The organism is Streptomyces sp. NPDC041970, from assembly GCF_055588985.1.
This window is the reverse complement of the sequence record NZ_JBVJCD010000011.1, coordinates 13,667-29,792: the sequence shown is the minus strand read 5'-3', so window position 1 is coordinate 29,792 and position 16,126 is coordinate 13,667. Positions and strand designations below refer to the sequence as shown.

The following is a 16,126-nucleotide window of genomic DNA, read 5'->3' as shown; positions in this document are numbered from 1 at the left end:
CGCCCCCGCCCGTACGCGGCGCGCCACCCGCGCCTCCGCCCGTACGCGGCGCACGCCGACCGCCCCCGACCGCCCCGCCTCACGCCGCGTGTCGCTCCGCGTACTCCGCCATCTCCCGCATCGGGGGCCGCTCCTCGGTGTCCACCGCGTGGGTGCGCGGGACGAAGCCGCTCTCCTCCCGCTCGAACTGCGTCAGCACCGGCCGCACCAGGTGGCCCCGCGAGAGCCGCACCTGGGCGGTGCGGTAGATCGTCGCCGCCATCCGGCCCAGCGCCCGGCCGTCCTGGTGGCGGTGTCTGCGTACGCCGACGTCCACCTGGCCCAGCGCGTCCAGGCCCACGGTGTGCAGCGCGTCCACCAGGAGCCCCAGCTCCACCCCGTAACCGACCGGGAACGGCAGCCGCTCCAGCAGCGAGCGGCGCACCGCGTACTCGCCGCCCAGCGGCTGGACGAAACCGGCCAGCAGCGGCCAGTGCAGGTTGATCAGCGGACGCGCCACCAGCTCGGTGACCCGGCCGCCCTGGCCCGCGCTGTCGCCGAGCGGGCGGTCGTACATCGCCTTGACGAACTGGACGCCGGGGTCCGTGATGAGCGGACCCACCGTGCCGGAGACGAAGTCCGACGAGAAGTCCAGCAGGTCGGCGTCGACGAAGCAGACGATCTCCCCGCTGGTCACCAGGAGCGAGCGCCACAGGACCTCGCCCTTGCCGGGCACGGCCGGTATGCGGGGCAGGATCGCGTCCCGGTGGACCACCCGTGCGCCCGCCGCCCGCGCGACGGCGGCCGTGGCGTCGGTGGAACCGGAGTCGATCACCACGAGCTCGTCCACGAGGCGGACCTTCTCCATCAGTTCGCGCCGGATCGTCGCCACGATCGCGCCGACCGTCGCCTCCTCGTTCAGCGCGGGCAGCACCACGCTCACCGACGCACGCCGGGGATCGGCGTCCCGGACGTCGGCGAGCAGCGCGGGCGGGCGGTCTGCGGACGACCAGGAACGCCTGGTCAACCAGCGTTCCACCTCTTCGAGCACGGTCTGAACTCCCTGTGTGTGATCCATCTCGCCGTACGGACGACTATCTCAACGGCCCAGTGCTTCGGTTACAGTCTTGAACAACGCGGATCACCCTCGCATGTCGGGGTCGGACCGCCCACAAACGCCGGGATCGAAGATCCCGTGCCACACAGCTCATCCAGAGGGACTGAGGGAACGGCCCGTTGAAGTCCCGGCAACCCTCCTGCCGACCGCGAGGTCACGGTGGGGAAGGTGCCAATTCCGTCTCGCGGCGAAACGCGTCGTGAGGAAGATGAGGAGAGAGGGCCTCCGCCATCATGGCTGTTCAGACAGTTGAAGGTCAGACCATCACGTCCCCGGATCTGGGACCCGCCGCCGCGCTTTCCTGCCGCGAGTGCAAAGAACGCTTCGAACTCGGCCCGATCTTCGCCTGCGCCTCCTGTTTCGGCCCGCTGGAAGTGGCGTACGACCTGCCCACCGGCTCCCCGGAGGAGTTGCGCCGGCGCATCGAGGCCGGCCCGGACAACATCTGGCGCTACGCCCCGCTCCTGCCCGTCCCGGCGGACGTCGCGGAGAAGCCCAACCTCAACCCCGGTTTCACCAAGCTGGTCAAGGCCGACAACCTCGCCCGTGAACTCGGCGTCACCGGCGGCCTGTACGTGAAGGACGACTCCGGCAACCCGACGCACTCCTTCAAGGACCGCGTCGTCGCTATCGCCGTCGAGGCCGCCCGCGCCTTCGGTTTCACCACCCTGTCCTGCTCCTCCACGGGCAACCTGGCCGGGGCCGTCGGCGCCGCCGCCGCCCGCGCCGGACTGCGCTCCTGCGTGTTCATCCCGCACGACCTGGAGCAGGGCAAGGTCGTCATGGCCGCCGTGTACGGCGGTGAACTGGTCGGCATCGAGGGCAACTACGACGACGTCAACCGCTTCTGCTCCGAGCTGATCGGCGACCCGCTCGGCGAGGGCTGGGGCTTCGTCAACGTCAACCTCCGGCCGTACTACGGCGAGGGCTCCAAGACCCTGGCGTACGAGATCTGCGAGCAGCTCGGCTGGCGGCTGCCGGACCAGATCGTCGTCCCGATCGCGTCCGGCTCCCAGTTGACGAAGATCGACAAGGGGTTCCAGGAGCTGATCAAGCTGGGCCTGGTCGAGGACCGGCCGTACAGGATCTTCGGCGCCCAGGCCGAGGGCTGCTCCCCGGTCTCCGCCGCCTTCAAGGCCGGTCACGACGTGGTGCGCCCGCAGAAGCCGAACACCATCGCCAAGTCCCTGGCCATCGGCAACCCGGCGGACGGCCCGTACGTCCTCGACATCGCCCGCCGCACCGGCGGCGCGGTGGACGACGTGACCGACGAGCAGGTCGTCGACGCGATCAAGCTGCTGGCGCGCACCGAGGGCATCTTCGGCGAGACGGCGGGCGGGGTGACGGTCGGCGTCACCAAGAAGCTGATCGAGGCCGGCGTGATCGACCCGACGCTCACCACCGTCGTGCTGAACACCGGTGACGGCCTCAAGACGCTCGACGCGGTCTCCGCGACCTCGCAGGCCACGGCGACCATCAAGCCGAGCCTGGAAGCGTTCCGCAGCGCGGGCCTCGCCTCCGCCTGACCACCCCAGACCGCAGGAAGAAGGGCACCAGCATGAGCGTCAAGGTCCGCATCCCCACCATCCTCCGTACGTACACGGGTGGGCAGGCCGAGGTCACCGCCGAGGGCGCGAAGCTCTCCGAGGTCATCGAGTCCCTGGAGAAGGACCACCCCGGCATCGCCGCCCGCGTCCTCGACGACCAGGGCAAGCTGCGCCGCTTCGTCAACGTGTACGTCAACGACGACGACGTGCGCTTCGAGGGCGGCCTGGAGACGGCCACGCCGGACGGCGCGGGCATCTCGATCATCCCCGCCGTCGCCGGCGGCTGCTGACGCGCTACGGGCTGCTGACGCGCTACGGGGGGTGCCGCACGGCGGCCCGCGCACCCCAGCCTTCCCATCGCGCCCGCGCGTGAACCGGACCGGCCCCGCGTGAGCCGTGGCGCCCCCGCGTACGCCGGGTCGCCGCCCGGCGCGCGTCGCGGCCGTTCCCTCCGTACGAGAAATCGCCCCCTCCGCACCAGAAGCGGAGGGGGCGATTCTGCATGGTTGAGCGCGGTACAGTTGGGGAAGCCCCCTCCGCTGCTCGTGCCGCCCGCATATGAGAATGCGCCCGGCTCCGTCGAGAAGTAGCCAAAGTGCATCCCCCTCTTGAGGCATAAGTGGCCTTTGTCTGGCCCGACTTGCCCGCAAATCTTGGTAAACACGCATTTTCGGGTGTTCGGTCGCGCCCAGAATTCTCGTCCGATTGACCTGTTGCAGAGGGCAGTTGGGCAGATACATTCGGCCGCGGTCGACGCGCTACAGCGCCACGCACCCTCTCCTGTCGGAGGGTGGGATGCGACCCAGGGTCCGCGAAGTGCGGTCCTGTGCAAGGGCCAGTAATAGGGGAGTTAGGCATGGCTCAGGGCACCGTCAAGTGGTTCAACGCGGAGAAGGGGTACGGCTTCATCGCGGTCGACGGTGGTGCGGATGTTTTCGTCCACTACAGCGCGATCCAGATGGACGGGTACCGCACCCTCGAAGAGGGTCAGCGAGTTGAATTCGAGATCTCGCAGGGCCAGAAGGGGCCCCAGGCCGACATGGTCAAGCTCGCCGTCGGCTGAGCCGGCGCGGTCGTCCGACGACACTACTCACGCGGCGAGGGCCCGACCCCGGATTCCGGGGCCGGGCCCTCGCCGCGTACTCCGGGCCGCCGGGGCCTGCCCGCGCCCCGTCTCTGGGCCGGGCCGTCGACCGGGCCGCCGGGGCCCCTGTCGCCGGGGGCCCGCACCCCGCCTCTGTGCGGGCCGTCACGCTCGCCCCGCGCCTGCTCCGGGCCATCCCGCGCCCCTGCGCCCGCTCCGGGGCATCCCGTGCCCGCCTCGCCCTGCGCCTGCTCCGGGCCATCCCGCGCTCCTGCTCCTGCTCCGGGGCATCCCATGCCCGCCTCGCCCTGCCCTCGCCCCGCGCCCGCCACGCCTCGCCCCGCACCCCGTGCGCGCCCCGCGTCCCCTGTTCGCCCCTTCCGCAGGTCAAGCGCGCCCACTGCCCCCCGCAGGCGGCGGGGGCGCCCCGGCCGGTGGCGGGGCCGCCCCGCGAGTGCCCGCATCGACGCCGTAGCCGCACGCCCGGACCGGGCCCCGGCGGGTGGCTGGAGAGGGTCGCCGCGACCGCCGAGGCGCTTGCACTCTCAGGGGTCGAGTGCTAATCATTGGCGTTAGCACTCTCCAGGTGAGAGTGACAGAACTTGGACCGGGCCGGTGAGGCCCGCAGGTGCGGTGGAGCAAGGGACCGCCGCACGCGCAGGCCGTCCGTCGCGGGCGCCACTCGGTCCGGAGAAATCCACCCCTGTCCGGGAGGACCACTTCACATGGCCAAGATCATCGCGTTCGACGAGGAGGCACGGCGCGGTCTCGAGCGCGGGATGAACCAGCTCGCCGACGCCGTCAAGGTCACCCTCGGCCCCAAGGGCCGTAACGTCGTCCTCGAGAAGAAGTGGGGCGCGCCCACGATCACCAACGATGGTGTTTCCATCGCCAAGGAGATCGAGCTCGAGGACCCGTACGAGAAGATCGGTGCGGAGCTGGTCAAGGAGGTCGCCAAGAAGACGGACGACGTCGCCGGCGACGGTACGACCACCGCCACCGTTCTGGCCCAGGCTCTCGTCCGCGAGGGTCTGCGCAACGTCGCCGCGGGCGCCAACCCGATGGCGCTCAAGCGGGGCATCGAGAAGGCCGTCGAGGCCGTCTCCGCCGCCCTGCTGGAGCAGGCCAAGGACGTGGAGACCAAGGAGCAGATCGCTTCGACCGCCTCCATCTCCGCCGCCGACACCGAGATCGGCGCCAAGATCGCCGAGGCGATGGACAAGGTCGGCAAGGAAGGCGTCATCACCGTCGAGGAGTCCCAGACCTTCGGTCTGGAGCTGGAGCTCACCGAGGGTATGCGCTTCGACAAGGGCTACATCTCGGCGTACTTCGCCACCGACATGGAGCGTATGGAGGCGTCCCTCGACGACCCGTACATCCTGATCGTCAACTCCAAGGTCGCCAGCGTCAAGGACCTGATCCCGCTGCTGGAGAAGGTCATGCAGTCGGGCAAGCCCCTGCTGATCATCGCCGAGGACGTCGAGGGCGAGGCGCTCTCCACCCTGGTCGTCAACAAGATCAAGGGCACGTTCAAGTCCGTCGCCGTCAAGGCTCCGGGCTTCGGCGACCGCCGCAAGGCCATGCTCGCGGACATCGCCATCCTCACCGGTGGCACCGTGATCTCCGAGGAGGTCGGTCTCAAGCTGGAGAACGCCGGCCTGGACCTGCTCGGCCGCGCCCGCAAGGTCGTCATCACCAAGGACGAGACGACGATCGTCGACGGCGCCGGTGACAGCGACCAGGTCCAGGGTCGCGTCAACCAGATCCGTGCCGAGATCGAGAACTCCGACTCGGACTACGACCGCGAGAAGCTCCAGGAGCGTCTGGCGAAGCTGGCCGGCGGCGTGGCCGTCATCAAGGCCGGCGCCGCCACCGAGGTGGAGCTCAAGGAGCGCAAGCACCGCATCGAGGACGCGGTGCGCAACGCCAAGGCCGCCGTCGAGGAGGGCATCGTCGCCGGTGGTGGCGTGGCTCTGCTCCAGGCCTCGGCCGTCTTCGACAAGCTCGACCTCACGGGCGACGAGGCGACCGGCGCCAACGCCGTGAAGCTCGCGCTGGAGGCCCCGCTCAAGCAGATCGCCGTCAACGGCGGCCTTGAGGGCGGCGTCATCGTGGAGAAGGTCCGCAACCTGCCGATCGGCCACGGCCTCAACGCCGCGACCGGCGAGTACGTCGACATGATCGCCGAGGGCATCATCGACCCGGCGAAGGTCACGCGCTCCGCTCTGCAGAACGCCGCGTCCATCGCCGCGCTCTTCCTCACCACCGAGGCCGTCATCGCCGACAAGCCCGAGAAGGCCGGCGCGGCCGCTCCGGGCGGTATGCCGGGCGGTGACATGGACTTCTGATCGTCCGCAGGGGCTCCGGCCCCCGGTCGATCGTCGTTCACCGTACGTCCCGCAGGGGCGGCACCTCCTTCAGGGGAGGCGCCGCCCCTGCGGCGTTGGGGACGGTCCGCCTGCCCCCGGTCCGCGCCCTGTCCCGCCCCGCCCTGCCGGTTGCGCGGGTGCGCGGGTGCGCGGGTGCGCCGCGCGGTTGTCCCCGGCCCGCGCCCCGTCCTGTCCCGCCTCGCCCCGCCGGTTGCGCGGGTGCGCCGCACGCCTTGGGCACGCCCTCTCCGGTCCCGCCGCGGGCGCACCCGGCCCGTCGGCCGCTACGAACCGCTGCCGGAGCCCCGGTCGCGGGAGCGGGACCGGTGGGCCCGTTCCGACCGGGGGACCAGCCCGGCCCGGACCGCGTCCATCCGCTCCCGTACGCCCGGCGGCCGCACGGCTCCCGGCGGGCCGGCCGGGGGCTGCGGGGACGGCTCCCGGCAGAGACGGCAGAGGCCGCCGAGGAGCGCTTCGGGGCTGCCGGGGGCCCCGCACTCGCCGCACTCCAGGGTGCGCAGGACCGTACGGGGGGTCGGCAGGACGCGTTCGGGCGGCAGTTTGTCACGCAGCCGCCGTTCGACCAGGCGGGCGGCGCAGTGGACGGGGGACGGCAGGCCCACGGTGAGCGCGTGCAGCAGCTCCGCCTCCGTCGCGCCCCGCGCGAACCACTCGACGACCTGCGGCTCCAGGCGTACGCAGTCGGCGGCGGACAGCGACAGCGCGGGGGCCGTCCGGCCCAGGGCCGCGAGCAGGATGAACGCCCGCGAACGGGTGGGCCGCCGCGGCCGGTCCGGCGGGACGTCACCCCGCGTGTAGGCGTCCCACCAGTCGTCCTCGCGTGCGGTGCGGGAGAAGAAGGTCCGGGTCACCCAGAGCATCACGTCGTCCGTGATCACGCATTCGCTGCCGCGCCGCAGATGTCCGGCGGCCTGGAGGCGGTTGAGGGTGGTGCGCAGGGCGCACTGGCCGTACGGGAGGTGCTTGGCCAGCGTCTTCACGGAGATGTCGGAGCCGTCCGGCAGCCGGTCCACGTAGGCGGCGACGGCCGCGTCCCGAGGGAGCAGGTGGGCGAAGTCCCGGTCGGTGCGCGGGCGTTCGTCGGGGGCGGAGCGCTTGCCGTACCCCGGTTTGGCCATCGGGTGCGCGGCGGGCGCAGCGGGCGGGCTCGCGGGGAGCGGTGCGTGCGGGGCACGGGGGGCAGCACTAAGCTGGCTGTCAGCCATGGGGATCGTTGTGTCCGATCTCGTTGGTCAGACCCCTGTTCGGTGTTCCCGCACCGGCGGGGGTCGTCTTTGTTTCTGTTGTCCCTGTGCACGCTAGAGCCTGGCGACCATGCGTGGCAAGTCGGTCACGAAAGGTCAACTTCGCAGGCGGGGAGGGTGGGTGGGACAGCAGAACCCTCCACCCCATCCTTGTGAAGAGCGCTCGGATCTCGCGGCTTGAGCTTCGGGAGGCGCGCGGGGTCCGGCCGGGCGCCGTGACCACCGTCACGTCGGGATGTTCGCGGCTGACGTAGACCGGATGCGCTGCGCCGGGCGTATACCCGGTGAAGCGAAAGAGCCGGGAGCAGCCGTTGACCGTCGAGGAGTTCGAAGAGTTCTACGTCCAGGCGGTCGCGCGTCTCACCGGCCAGTTGTACGTGATGACCGGGGACCTCCAGGAGGCGCAGGACGTCGTGCAGGAGGCCTTCGTCAGGGCCTGGGTCCGGCGTCGGCACCTGGAGCGCGACGGGTGGCCCGAGGCGTGGATACGTACGGTCGCCTGGCGGCTGGCCGTCAGCCGCTGGCGCTTCCGGCGCCGCTCGGCCGACGCGTGGCGCCGGGGGAGCGGCGTACCGCAACACGTCGAACCGCCCGACCCGGCCCACCTGGTCCTGGTCGACGCGCTCCGAGAACTCCCCGCGCAGCAACGCCGGACGCTGACCCTCCACTACCTGTGCGACCTCACGGTGGAGCAGATCGCCGGGGAGACCGGGCTTTCCGGCAGCACGATCAAGACCCATCTGGTCCGCGGACGGGCGGCGCTCGCCGGACGCCTGCGGGACCCGCGCATCGAGGAGGCTCCTGATGTCTGAACCACTCGCGATGTCCGAACCGCAGGACCCGCTGCGGCCCCTGTTCCGGCAGGCCGGGGACTTCGGACGGCTCCGCGCCGACGCCTGCCCCGCGGCGAGCATCACCGTACGCGGCATGAGGGCGCAGCGCCGCCGGATGGCCTCGCTGGCCGTGGGGGTCTGCCTGGCCGTCGGCGCGGGGGGTGCGTCGGCGGTCGCGCTGATGCCGGTCCGCACGCAGGAGGTGGTACCGGCCTCGGTCCCGCCGTCGTACGGCGACCCGGCGTCGCCCCCCGACGGGCCGGTGCCGCCGGGGATGCGGTGGTCACCGGGTGGGGTGGTGCCGCCGGGTACGCGGTGGTCGTCGGGCGGGGTGGTGCCGCCGGGGATGCGGTGGTCGCCGGGTGGGGTGGTGCCGCCGGGGATGCGGTGGTCGTCGGGTGGGGTGGTGCCGCCGGGTACGCGGTGGTCGTCGGGTGGGGTGGTGCCGCCCGGCGTCCGGTCGTCGCCCGGCCTTCCGCCCTCGTCTCGCGGATTTCCGCCGGCGTACGAGGGGCGCGCGAACCAGCCGCCCTCCGTACGGGGCGGCACACCGCCGGAGACCAGGGGATGGGTGGGGGAGCCGTCCGGACCGGGCGGCGTCCGTACGGGCCAACGACCGCCCACACGTACGGGGTTGCCGCCCACGCGCACGGGGGCCGCGGCCCCGGCGGGGTGATCGGGGCTCGGGGCGGCTGAGGCGTCCTGGCCCCGGCAGGTTGGTCCGCGCCCCTTTTGCGGGTACGCATCAACCTGATCTCGGCTACGATCCCGCCTGTTTTCGGGCACGACCACCCCGACTCCGTACCTGCCCCATCCCTCGTGCCCCTCCCCGTCCCGGAGGCTCCACCGGGCCATCCCGCACGCATGGGCGTGCCCGAAAGGTTTCTTCGTGTCCACCCTCTCCTCCGGGCTGCGGCCTGCCCCCTCCCAACCCGAACCCCCCGAGCCCCGGTCGGCCCGCCGGTCCGAGCGCCGGAAGGAGACCGGCGGGCCCGCGTGGGGCGGCCGCCTCCGCCGGGTGGCCGACCGGCTGAGCCCCGACGACCGCCGAATACTCTGGCTCTACCTGCTGACCCGAATATCCCTGTGGGTCACCGCCCACTTCGTCCGGTGGCTGTTTCCGGCCAAGGCGGACGCGCGGGAGTCGGGGCCGTTGTTCGCGCCGTTCCAGCAGTGGGACGCCAACCACTACCTCCACATAGCGCGCGAAGGTTACTTCCCGTCCGGGACGGGCCCGTGGACGGAAGGGTGGGACAACCGGGAGGCGTTCTTCCCCGGCTTCCCGTTCCTCCTGCGCGCGGTGCACACCGTGATACCTGACTGGACGGCGGCCGGGATGCTGATCTCGTTCGTCGCCGGAGCCGTCGCGGTGCTGGCGCTCGCCCGTATCGCGCGGACGCACGCGGCGGGCACGGATGCGGGGGCCGGGACCGGCCCTTCCTGGGCGCGGAAGGACACGGCGGGCGCCGGGGGCGCGAGGGGGCTCGACGGCGGGAGCGACCAGCGGGCCGTCATGTTCTTCCTGCTCTCCCCGTGCGCGGTGTTCCTGGCCGCCGGCTACACGGAGGCCCTGTTCCTCGCGTTCGCCCTGCCCGCCTGGCTCGCGGCCCAACGCCGCCACTGGGCCCTCGCCGCCGCGCTGACCGCCCTGGCGACGACCGTACGCGTCAGCGGCCTGTTCCTCGCCGCCGCGATCGGCGTGCTCTTCCTCCTGTCCGCCCGGACCCGGCGGGACTGGCGGGCGGTGGGCTGGCTGGCACTCCCGGCGCTGCCCCCGGCCGCGTACAGCTGGTACCTGCACACCCGCACGGGCGACTGGATGGCGTGGAAGCACGCGCAGGAACGCGGCTGGCACCGCGCCTTCCACACCCCCTGGGAGGCGTGGACGAACACCTGGAACGCGGCGTTCGACGAGGTGCACACCACGGGGTACGCGTTCATGTTCCAGGCCGAGTTGGCGGCGATGCTGGTGGGCCTCGTCCTCCTGGCCGCGCTCCTGCGCCGCCGCCGCTGGCCCGAGGCCGTCTACATCGCCCTCAGCCTCTGGGCCCTGGGCACCTCCTACTGGTACACCTCCATCCCCCGCGCCACCCTCCTCTGGTGGCCCCTGTGGATCGGCCTGGCAGCCCTGAGCCTGCGCCGCCCGTGGATCAGGACGGCCTACCTCAGCGTCGCCGCCCCGGCGGCCACGCTCATCGCCATCACGTTCCTGACGGGACGCTGGGCGGGGTGAGGTGGGGCGCGGGGGTGGGGTGAGGTGGGGCGCGTTGGGGGTCCGGGGGCGTGGCTGGGGCCGGTGGGTGGGGGTCTGCGGGAGGGGGTCCGAGGGCGCGGGGCCTCGTCGTCGTGCCGCAGTCGTAGGAGAACGCGTGGGGATGCCGCCTTCCGGTAGAGGGCGGGCGCGTCCCTGCTCTCTGCCTACGTGCGCGAGCAGGCGGACCACCCCGACCTTGCGGGAACGCCGGACGCCGACGCCGAGAGGCGGCGTACGGGGGGCAGCCCAGCGGGCGCGGGGACGACATGAGTAGCTGGACGCTCCATCACGGCGACGCGGGACCAACCCCGCACGCGCGGGGACGACAAGGGCCGCCACCAGCCGCCGCGCGCCAGCAAGGGACCAACCCCGCACGCGCGGGGACGACAGGCCGACGCGGGCTTCGGCGGCGAGGATGCTGGGACCAACCCCGCACGCGCGGGGACGACGTGCGGATGCGGGGGTCGGTGCTGACACGGGTGGGACCAACCCCGCACGCGCGGGGACGACGTCTGTGCCGACGTCGGCCGCTCGATGCGCCGGGGACCAACCCCGCACGCGCGGGGACGACAGAGCGCTTGCAGGGAAGTTGCGCCGTCAGGCGGGACCAACCCCGCACGCGCGGGGACGACCCACCAGTGGTCCGTCTGGGGCGGCATATCCGGGGACCAACCCCGCACGCGCGGGGACGACTCCGCATCCGATCCTGCGACGGGATCTCCGCCGGGACCAACCCCGCACGCGCGGGGACGACAAGGCCAGCGATGTGTCCCGCCCGTGGTACGCGGGACCAACCCCGCACGCGCGGGGACGACCTCCAACGCGAACAGCCCGGCGTTCACCACAGGGGACCAACCCCGCACGCGCGGGGACGACACTTCCTGACCTGCGGGTTTAGGTGGTCAGGGGGTTGTTTTTCATCACTTCCAGAGAAACGGACATATCGAACTCGCTCGCTTGTGTCCTGAGCCGCACAGCGTGTGGTGCCACCGCCCTGTCCACCCACATGAGGCCGTCTCGCTGCCCGAGGGGGGACGCGCGGGGAGGGGCCCCGGCGCGAAGGCGACTGGAGGGCTTAGCGGATGTCGTTGACGAATGCTGACCATGCCGCCGTTCCGAAGATCACGGCCGGGCCTTCCGGTTGCTTGGAGTCGCGGACGGGGACGGCGTCGGGGAAGTGGTCGGCCACCTCGACGCACTGCCCACCGTCCGAGTTGCTGTACGAGGACTTCCGCCAGGTGGCGTGTGTCAGGTCGAGTCGACGGGATCGCATGTCCGGATCTCCTTGGCTAGCCGCTGGACGGACTTAGCGGATGTCGTTGACGAACGCCGACCACGCCGCCGCCCCGAAGACCACGGCCGGGCCCTCCGGCTGCTTGGAGTCGCGGACGGGGATGACGCCCGGAAGGCCATCCGCCACCTCGACGCAGTTGCCGCCGTCCGAGTTGCTGTACGAGGACTTCCGCCATGTGGCGTGTGTCAGGTTGAGTCGACGGAATCGCATGTCCGGATCTCCTTGACTAGCTGCTGGATGAACTCGGTCGTCTGCTCCGGAGAGAGTGCCTTGTCCCGCAGTACATCGTAGGACAGGCGTTGCTCATCAACCCGCCCTGGTTCCTCGATCAGTTCACCGGATTTGCTGCCCTCCAGGTAGGCCACCGCCTTGCCGTTGGACAGCCACAGAACCGTCAGCGAGCCGCCCATCAAGTCGTGAAGCCCTGTCGCGAAGGGCAGCATTTGAAGCGTTACGTTCGGTCGCTTCTGCCACTCGAGCAAGGCGTCCAACTGCTCCAACCACACAGCCGGCTGTGATGCCGCCCGCCGGAACACCGCTTCGTCGAGCAGTGCCCGGAAGTACGGGGCGTCCTCGCCGTCCAGGACGGACTGGCGGCTCATGCGTGCGTCAACGTCCTCCTGCAGCTTCGCCGCGTCACGAGGGCGGGCGTGCTCCAGCACCTCCGTCGCGTAGGCCTTCGTCTGGAGCAGTCCTGGAATCGTGCTGCACGCGTACTCGTACCGGACCGTCGCCTCCCGCTCCAGTCTCATGAACCGCTGGTACCGGCTGCCGAAGACGTCGTCGCGGGCCAGCTCCCAGAGCTGTTGCAACTGCTCACCCGTGCCGTAGACCTTGTCGAGCGCCGCCATCACCTCCGGCGAGCCCAGGCGCGCCCCCGTCTCCAGCTTGTGCAGGTACGAGCGGTCGTACGTCGTCGCGTCGTGCAGGTCGTCCAGCGTCATCCCGGACCGGTCCCGCAGCTTCAGCAGGGTTCCGTGGAGCATCTTGCGGGCGGATGCCTCACCTCCTGAATCGGACCTGCGTTTGGGCATACCAACTCTCCTGTGTCCTGTGGGTATAGGGCTACGGCGGCCCCCTTCCGAGCGTAGCCAGCAGCGCCGATGCTCATGACGGAAAGAACCGAAGTCTTCACGGAAGGTGATAATCATGGGAGTTCTGCCGCAGTGCGACCCTGAGCGCGGTTGGCGGGTCGAGCGCATCCCCGATCGTCCCGTCATGCGCGTGATCGACGTGCGGAAGCAGGACACGTGCTTCGACCTGCCGTTGATGATCACCTTCAACGGCAGCGCGCAGGGGCCGGCGCACCTGCGTCTGGAAGTGGATGCGGCGATCGACCTCGTGGACGAGCTGAACCTGGCGTTGGACACGCGCGTGCGGGAGCCCGTCGCCCGGCCGTGCGCGCCCCTCGATTGATGTGAGGGGTGCAGCCCGTGTGTCGTCGGCCGTGACGCCGGCCCCCGCCCGTGCCTCGGTGCGCGTCAGGCGGTGACGTTGGCGCTGTCGCCGCCGGTGGCCGCGAAGCTGGTGCCGCTGACCATGCGGGCCTCGTCCGAGGCGAGGAACACCACCAGCGGGGCGACGTCCTCCGGTTCGACCCAGGGGACGCCGAGCGGGAGCTTCTTCTGCTGGGCGTCCGCCGCCGTCCGCTCGTCCTCCGCCAGGACGCCGGTGGGCTCGCTGCCGCCGTTGCGGATGATCTGCGCGTACCGGTCCTCGTGCCGGGTCAGCTTTGTGTTGATCAGGCCGGGGATCACGGCGTTGACGGTGATCCCGTACCGCCCCAGCTCCAGGGCGGCGGACTTCATGAGCCCGATCAGCCCCCACTTCGACGCGGAGTACGCGCTGCCGTCGAGAGTGCCGTGCTGGCCCTGGGTGGAGGAGGTGATGATGATGCGGCCTCCACCGCGTTCGACCAGCAGGGGGGCCGCGACGCGCAGCACGTTCGCTGTGCCGGTGAGGTTGATGTCGATCTGGTCGTGCCAGAGCTCGTCGCTCATGTCGAGCAGCGGGGCGAAGCCCTGGACGCCCGCGTTGGCGAAGACGACGTCGACGCCTCCGAACCGGTCGACGACCTGGGCGAACCCCTGCCGCACGGCCGCCCTGTCGCGCTGGTCGAAGAGCACCGGCAGCCACGCTCCGCCGGCCTCTTCCACGAGTCGGCCGGTCCGGGCGAGATCCTCGGGGGTGGCGGGCTCGTAGTCCAGCGCGCCGCTGGCGGCGGCGGCGATGTCCGCGCCGGCGACCCGGTAGCCGGCTCGGGCGAAGGCGACGGCGGTGGCCTGTCCGATCCCCCGCGCCGCACCGGTGATCACTGCTACGCGCCCCTCACTCATCGCCCGCTCCCTCTCGCGTGTGCCGCACTGTCGACTCCGCTTCCCGTTCGCCCGAGGCCGCTTCTCTGCTCCACGGGCACCGCCCCGGTGTACGGGAACGGGTGCGTCGAGCGCGTCCGGACGCCGGTGCCGCCCGGACATCGGGGTCGCCCTCTCGATCGTCACTCAACGTGCGCTGATCGCAACTTTGGGTACGGTCGAACCATGGCCAGGACAACACCGCTCGGCGCCGTGGCGCGCGGAATGCTCGCGGGCGCGGTCGGCACCCTCGCGATGGACGCGTTGCTGTATCTGCGGTACCGGCGCGGGGGCGGCGACGAGGCGTTCGTCCCCTGGGAGTCGGCCGCCTCCGTCCAGGGCTGGCGGGACGCCCCGGCTCCGGCGCAGGTCGGCCGCCGGCTGGTGGAGGGCCTGTTCCGGTGCGAGCTGGCCGACCGGTGGGCCCGGCCGGCCAACAACGCCACCCACTGGGCGTACGGCGTGCTCGCGGGTGCGCAGTACGGCCTGCTCGCCGGGTCGGCGCGCAGGCCGCGGATCGGGTACGGCCTCCCCTTCGGCGCCGGCCTCTGCGCGACCGGCTACGTCGTCCTGCCGGCGGCCGGCCTCTACCGGCCGGTCTCCTCCTACGACCGGGTGACGCTGACCAAGGACCTGACCGCCCACCTGCTGTACGGCCTGACCACCGCCACCCTCTTCGCCCTCCTCCAGCCGACGGGCCGCGGATAGCCGGGCCGCGGAGAGGGGGGAGGGGCCTGCGCTCTGCTCGCCGTGGTGCCGGTCGACCTCGCCGGCACCGGTGGCGGCTCCGTTCGCCCCGCGTCGCGCTGCGGGCGAAAATGGGCTGTCCGGGGCATTCTGCCCACTGCTCGGACACGGGAGGCCCATCAGCATGAGCGAACGTCACCGTGCATGGCCGACGCTGGCCTACGACGATCTGGCGCCCATGATCGGCTACGTGAACCGTGTCGTCCAGGTCGCGGGCAAGTACACCCTGGACGCGCCCTTCGAAGCCGGCTGGGGGAACATCGTCCTCGACGTCACCCCCCGCGGGCTCCGGACGCCCACGCTGCGGCAGTCCGGGGCGACCTTCACCGCCCACTACCGGCTGCTCGACGGAGACGTGGTCATCGAGGCGGACACGGGCTCGCGCACCGTGTCGCTGGCCAAGGGGTCCGTCGCCTCGTTCTACGAGGCGTTCTGCGACGCCACGGCCGAACTGGGCGTCCAGCGCCCGCACACCTCGCTGATCTGCGAGATCCCCGACGCCGCGTCGACCTTCCCGGACGATCGCGCCGAACGCGTCTGGGACGCCCGCGCGGCACGGCTCCTGTGGGAGGCGTTGGACATCGCCGCCGGCGGACTGGAGGCGTGGCAGGCGCCCTTCCTGGGATACCACCCGCGGGTCGGCGTAATGTGGGGCGGCTTCGACCTGTCCGCCACCCGGCACAGCGGGAGGCCCACCGAGCCGACGCCCCACCGCCCGCCGTTCCAGCAGAACGGCGAACTCGACGCCTACGTGGCGGTGGGCTTCACCTTCGGGCAGGACGCGGCACCGCAGGCCGGGCTGTACGCGTACATCTGGCCGCAGCCGGACGGGCTCGACGGCCGGAGCTGGGGTGTGGAGGGCGCGGCCTGGCATCCCGATGCCGGGCTGGTCCTGCTGCCGTGGGACACGCTCGGGGAGACGGACGATCCGCGCCGGGCCATCGTGGCGTTCGGGGACGCGGTGTACGACGCGGCCGTGGACCTGGCGGGCTGGCCGTCCGATCTCGTCGGGCCCCGCGTGGACGGCTGGTACATGAGCCGGACCCCGGCGGAGGTCGTCCGGGCGCACCACGGGTGACCGGCCGATCCGCCCCTCCCCTGCCCGTTCCGCCTCGGGCGCACGCGCTGAGTAGCCTCGCGCGCACGCGCGCGAGGGAAGAAGGAGGCCGCTGAGAGGCGCAGGTCCAGCAGGGGCGCGGAACCGGCGCCTCATCCCCCGCGCGACCGGCTCCGCCTCGGCCGTCCGGGTGAGCGGTTACCGGTGGAGGGGGCTGCGGGGCCCT

Annotated in this window: 15 protein-coding genes, 1 CRISPR repeat array and 1 riboswitch; of the genes, 9 read left to right on the top strand and 6 right to left on the bottom strand. The window is 71.8% G+C overall.

Annotated features, from left to right (window positions below; all coding sequences use genetic code 11):
* Positions 1–79 precede the first annotated feature (79 nt).
* Positions 80–1,030: a glucosyl-3-phosphoglycerate synthase gene (locus ACZ6EJ_RS08585; RefSeq protein WP_469265471.1), complete on the bottom strand. Its 951-nt coding sequence runs from the start codon at positions 1,028–1,030 to the stop codon at positions 80–82.
* A 153-nt stretch (positions 1,031–1,183) separates the two neighbouring features.
* Positions 1,184–1,311, top strand: a riboswitch (SAM riboswitch).
* Positions 1,312–1,329: 18 nt separating this feature from the next.
* On the opposite strand from ACZ6EJ_RS08585, the gene thrC reads away from it, so the two are divergent.
* The 4 genes from thrC to groL all read left to right on the top strand — a co-directional run bounded on the left by thrC (position 1,330) and on the right by groL (position 6,075).
* A complete protein-coding gene (thrC, locus tag ACZ6EJ_RS08580; RefSeq protein WP_469265470.1) occupies positions 1,330–2,622 on the top strand; it encodes a threonine synthase in 1,293 nt (430 codons plus the stop codon).
* Positions 2,623–2,654: 32 nt separating this feature from the next.
* Positions 2,655–2,933 (top strand): MoaD/ThiS family protein, encoded by a 279-nt coding sequence (locus ACZ6EJ_RS08575; RefSeq protein ID WP_469265468.1) that lies wholly within the window; start codon positions 2,655–2,657, stop codon positions 2,931–2,933.
* Positions 2,934–3,499: 566 nt separating this feature from the next.
* Positions 3,500–3,706: a cold-shock protein gene (locus tag ACZ6EJ_RS08570; protein ID WP_003967346.1), complete on the top strand. Its 207-nt coding sequence runs from the start codon at positions 3,500–3,502 to the stop codon at positions 3,704–3,706.
* A gap of 746 nt (positions 3,707–4,452) precedes the next feature.
* A complete protein-coding gene (gene groL / locus ACZ6EJ_RS08565) occupies positions 4,453–6,075 on the top strand; it encodes a chaperonin GroEL (protein WP_469265467.1) in 1,623 nt (540 codons plus the stop codon).
* 305 nt (positions 6,076–6,380) lie between these two features.
* Here the strand turns inward: groL and ACZ6EJ_RS08560 are convergent, their stop codons facing one another.
* Positions 6,381–7,322: a hypothetical protein gene (locus ACZ6EJ_RS08560; RefSeq protein ID WP_469265465.1), complete on the bottom strand. Its 942-nt coding sequence runs from the start codon at positions 7,320–7,322 to the stop codon at positions 6,381–6,383.
* A 350-nt stretch (positions 7,323–7,672) separates the two neighbouring features.
* Between ACZ6EJ_RS08560 and ACZ6EJ_RS08555 the strand changes: the two genes are divergently transcribed.
* Both ACZ6EJ_RS08555 and ACZ6EJ_RS08550 read left to right on the top strand, forming a co-directional pair.
* A complete protein-coding gene (locus tag ACZ6EJ_RS08555; protein WP_469265639.1) occupies positions 7,673–8,173 on the top strand; it encodes a SigE family RNA polymerase sigma factor in 501 nt (166 codons plus the stop codon).
* 910 nt (positions 8,174–9,083) lie between these two features.
* Positions 9,084–10,427 carry a mannosyltransferase family protein gene (locus tag ACZ6EJ_RS08550; protein WP_469265463.1) on the top strand — a complete coding sequence of 448 codons (1,344 nt, stop codon included), beginning with the start codon at positions 9,084–9,086 and terminating at the stop codon, positions 10,425–10,427.
* A gap of 319 nt (positions 10,428–10,746) precedes the next feature.
* Positions 10,747–11,324: a CRISPR direct-repeat array (repeat unit 29 nt; unit sequence GGGACCAACCCCGCACGCGCGGGGACGAC).
* 199 nt (positions 11,325–11,523) lie between these two features.
* On the opposite strand, the gene ACZ6EJ_RS08545 is transcribed toward ACZ6EJ_RS08550, so the two are convergent.
* The 3 genes from ACZ6EJ_RS08545 to ACZ6EJ_RS08535 are packed head-to-tail and all read right to left on the bottom strand — an operon-like array spanning position 11,524 to position 12,776.
* On the bottom strand, positions 11,524–11,721 hold the full coding sequence (locus ACZ6EJ_RS08545; RefSeq protein WP_469265462.1) for a DUF397 domain-containing protein: 198 nt from the start codon (positions 11,719–11,721) through the stop codon (positions 11,524–11,526).
* A gap of 33 nt (positions 11,722–11,754) precedes the next feature.
* Positions 11,755–11,952 carry a DUF397 domain-containing protein gene (locus ACZ6EJ_RS08540; protein WP_469265460.1) on the bottom strand — a complete coding sequence of 66 codons (198 nt, stop codon included), beginning with the start codon at positions 11,950–11,952 and terminating at the stop codon, positions 11,755–11,757.
* Entirely contained in the window at positions 11,928–12,776 is an 849-nt protein-coding gene (locus tag ACZ6EJ_RS08535) for a helix-turn-helix domain-containing protein (protein ID WP_469265459.1), read from the bottom strand. Before ACZ6EJ_RS08535 ends, ACZ6EJ_RS08540 begins: the two co-directional genes overlap by 25 nt.
* 115 nt (positions 12,777–12,891) lie before the next feature.
* Between ACZ6EJ_RS08535 and ACZ6EJ_RS08530 the strand changes: the two genes are divergently transcribed.
* The gene (locus ACZ6EJ_RS08530) at positions 12,892–13,158 is read left to right on the top strand and encodes a hypothetical protein (RefSeq protein WP_469265458.1); all 267 of its coding nucleotides are present in this window, start codon (positions 12,892–12,894) and stop codon (positions 13,156–13,158) included.
* Positions 13,159–13,223: 65 nt separating this feature from the next.
* Here the strand turns inward: ACZ6EJ_RS08530 and ACZ6EJ_RS08525 are convergent, their stop codons facing one another.
* Positions 13,224–14,078 carry an SDR family oxidoreductase gene (locus ACZ6EJ_RS08525; protein ID WP_469265456.1) on the bottom strand — a complete coding sequence of 285 codons (855 nt, stop codon included), beginning with the start codon at positions 14,076–14,078 and terminating at the stop codon, positions 13,224–13,226.
* Positions 14,079–14,282: 204 nt separating this feature from the next.
* Between ACZ6EJ_RS08525 and ACZ6EJ_RS08520 the strand changes: the two genes are divergently transcribed.
* Entirely contained in the window at positions 14,283–14,804 is a 522-nt protein-coding gene (locus ACZ6EJ_RS08520; RefSeq protein ID WP_469265454.1) for a hypothetical protein, read from the top strand.
* Positions 14,805–14,967: 163 nt separating this feature from the next.
* On the top strand, positions 14,968–15,921 hold the full coding sequence (locus tag ACZ6EJ_RS08515; RefSeq protein ID WP_469265452.1) for a DUF5996 family protein: 954 nt from the start codon (positions 14,968–14,970) through the stop codon (positions 15,919–15,921).
* Positions 15,922–16,126 lie beyond the last annotated feature (205 nt).

Bases quoted from the DNA above. Each gene is read 5' to 3' on its own strand.
- thrC (WP_469265470.1), top strand. From the start codon at position 1,330: ATGGCTGTTCAGACAGTTGAAGGTCAGACCATCACGTCCCCGGATCTG.
- ACZ6EJ_RS08575 (WP_469265468.1), top strand. From the start codon at position 2,655: ATGAGCGTCAAGGTCCGCATCCCCACCATCCTCCGTACGTACACGGGT.
- ACZ6EJ_RS08570 (WP_003967346.1), top strand. From the start codon at position 3,500: ATGGCTCAGGGCACCGTCAAGTGGTTCAACGCGGAGAAGGGGTACGGC.
- groL (WP_469265467.1), top strand. From the start codon at position 4,453: ATGGCCAAGATCATCGCGTTCGACGAGGAGGCACGGCGCGGTCTCGAG.
- ACZ6EJ_RS08560 (WP_469265465.1), bottom strand. From the start codon at position 7,322: ATGGCTGACAGCCAGCTTAGTGCTGCCCCCCGTGCCCCGCACGCACCG.
- ACZ6EJ_RS08545 (WP_469265462.1), bottom strand. From the start codon at position 11,721: ATGCGATCCCGTCGACTCGACCTGACACACGCCACCTGGCGGAAGTCC.
- ACZ6EJ_RS08540 (WP_469265460.1), bottom strand. From the start codon at position 11,952: ATGCGATTCCGTCGACTCAACCTGACACACGCCACATGGCGGAAGTCC.
- ACZ6EJ_RS08535 (WP_469265459.1), bottom strand. From the start codon at position 12,776: ATGCCCAAACGCAGGTCCGATTCAGGAGGTGAGGCATCCGCCCGCAAG.
- ACZ6EJ_RS08530 (WP_469265458.1), top strand. From the start codon at position 12,892: ATGGGAGTTCTGCCGCAGTGCGACCCTGAGCGCGGTTGGCGGGTCGAG.
- ACZ6EJ_RS08525 (WP_469265456.1), bottom strand. From the start codon at position 14,078: ATGAGTGAGGGGCGCGTAGCAGTGATCACCGGTGCGGCGCGGGGGATC.
- ACZ6EJ_RS08520 (WP_469265454.1), top strand. From the start codon at position 14,283: ATGGCCAGGACAACACCGCTCGGCGCCGTGGCGCGCGGAATGCTCGCG.
- ACZ6EJ_RS08515 (WP_469265452.1), top strand. From the start codon at position 14,968: ATGAGCGAACGTCACCGTGCATGGCCGACGCTGGCCTACGACGATCTG.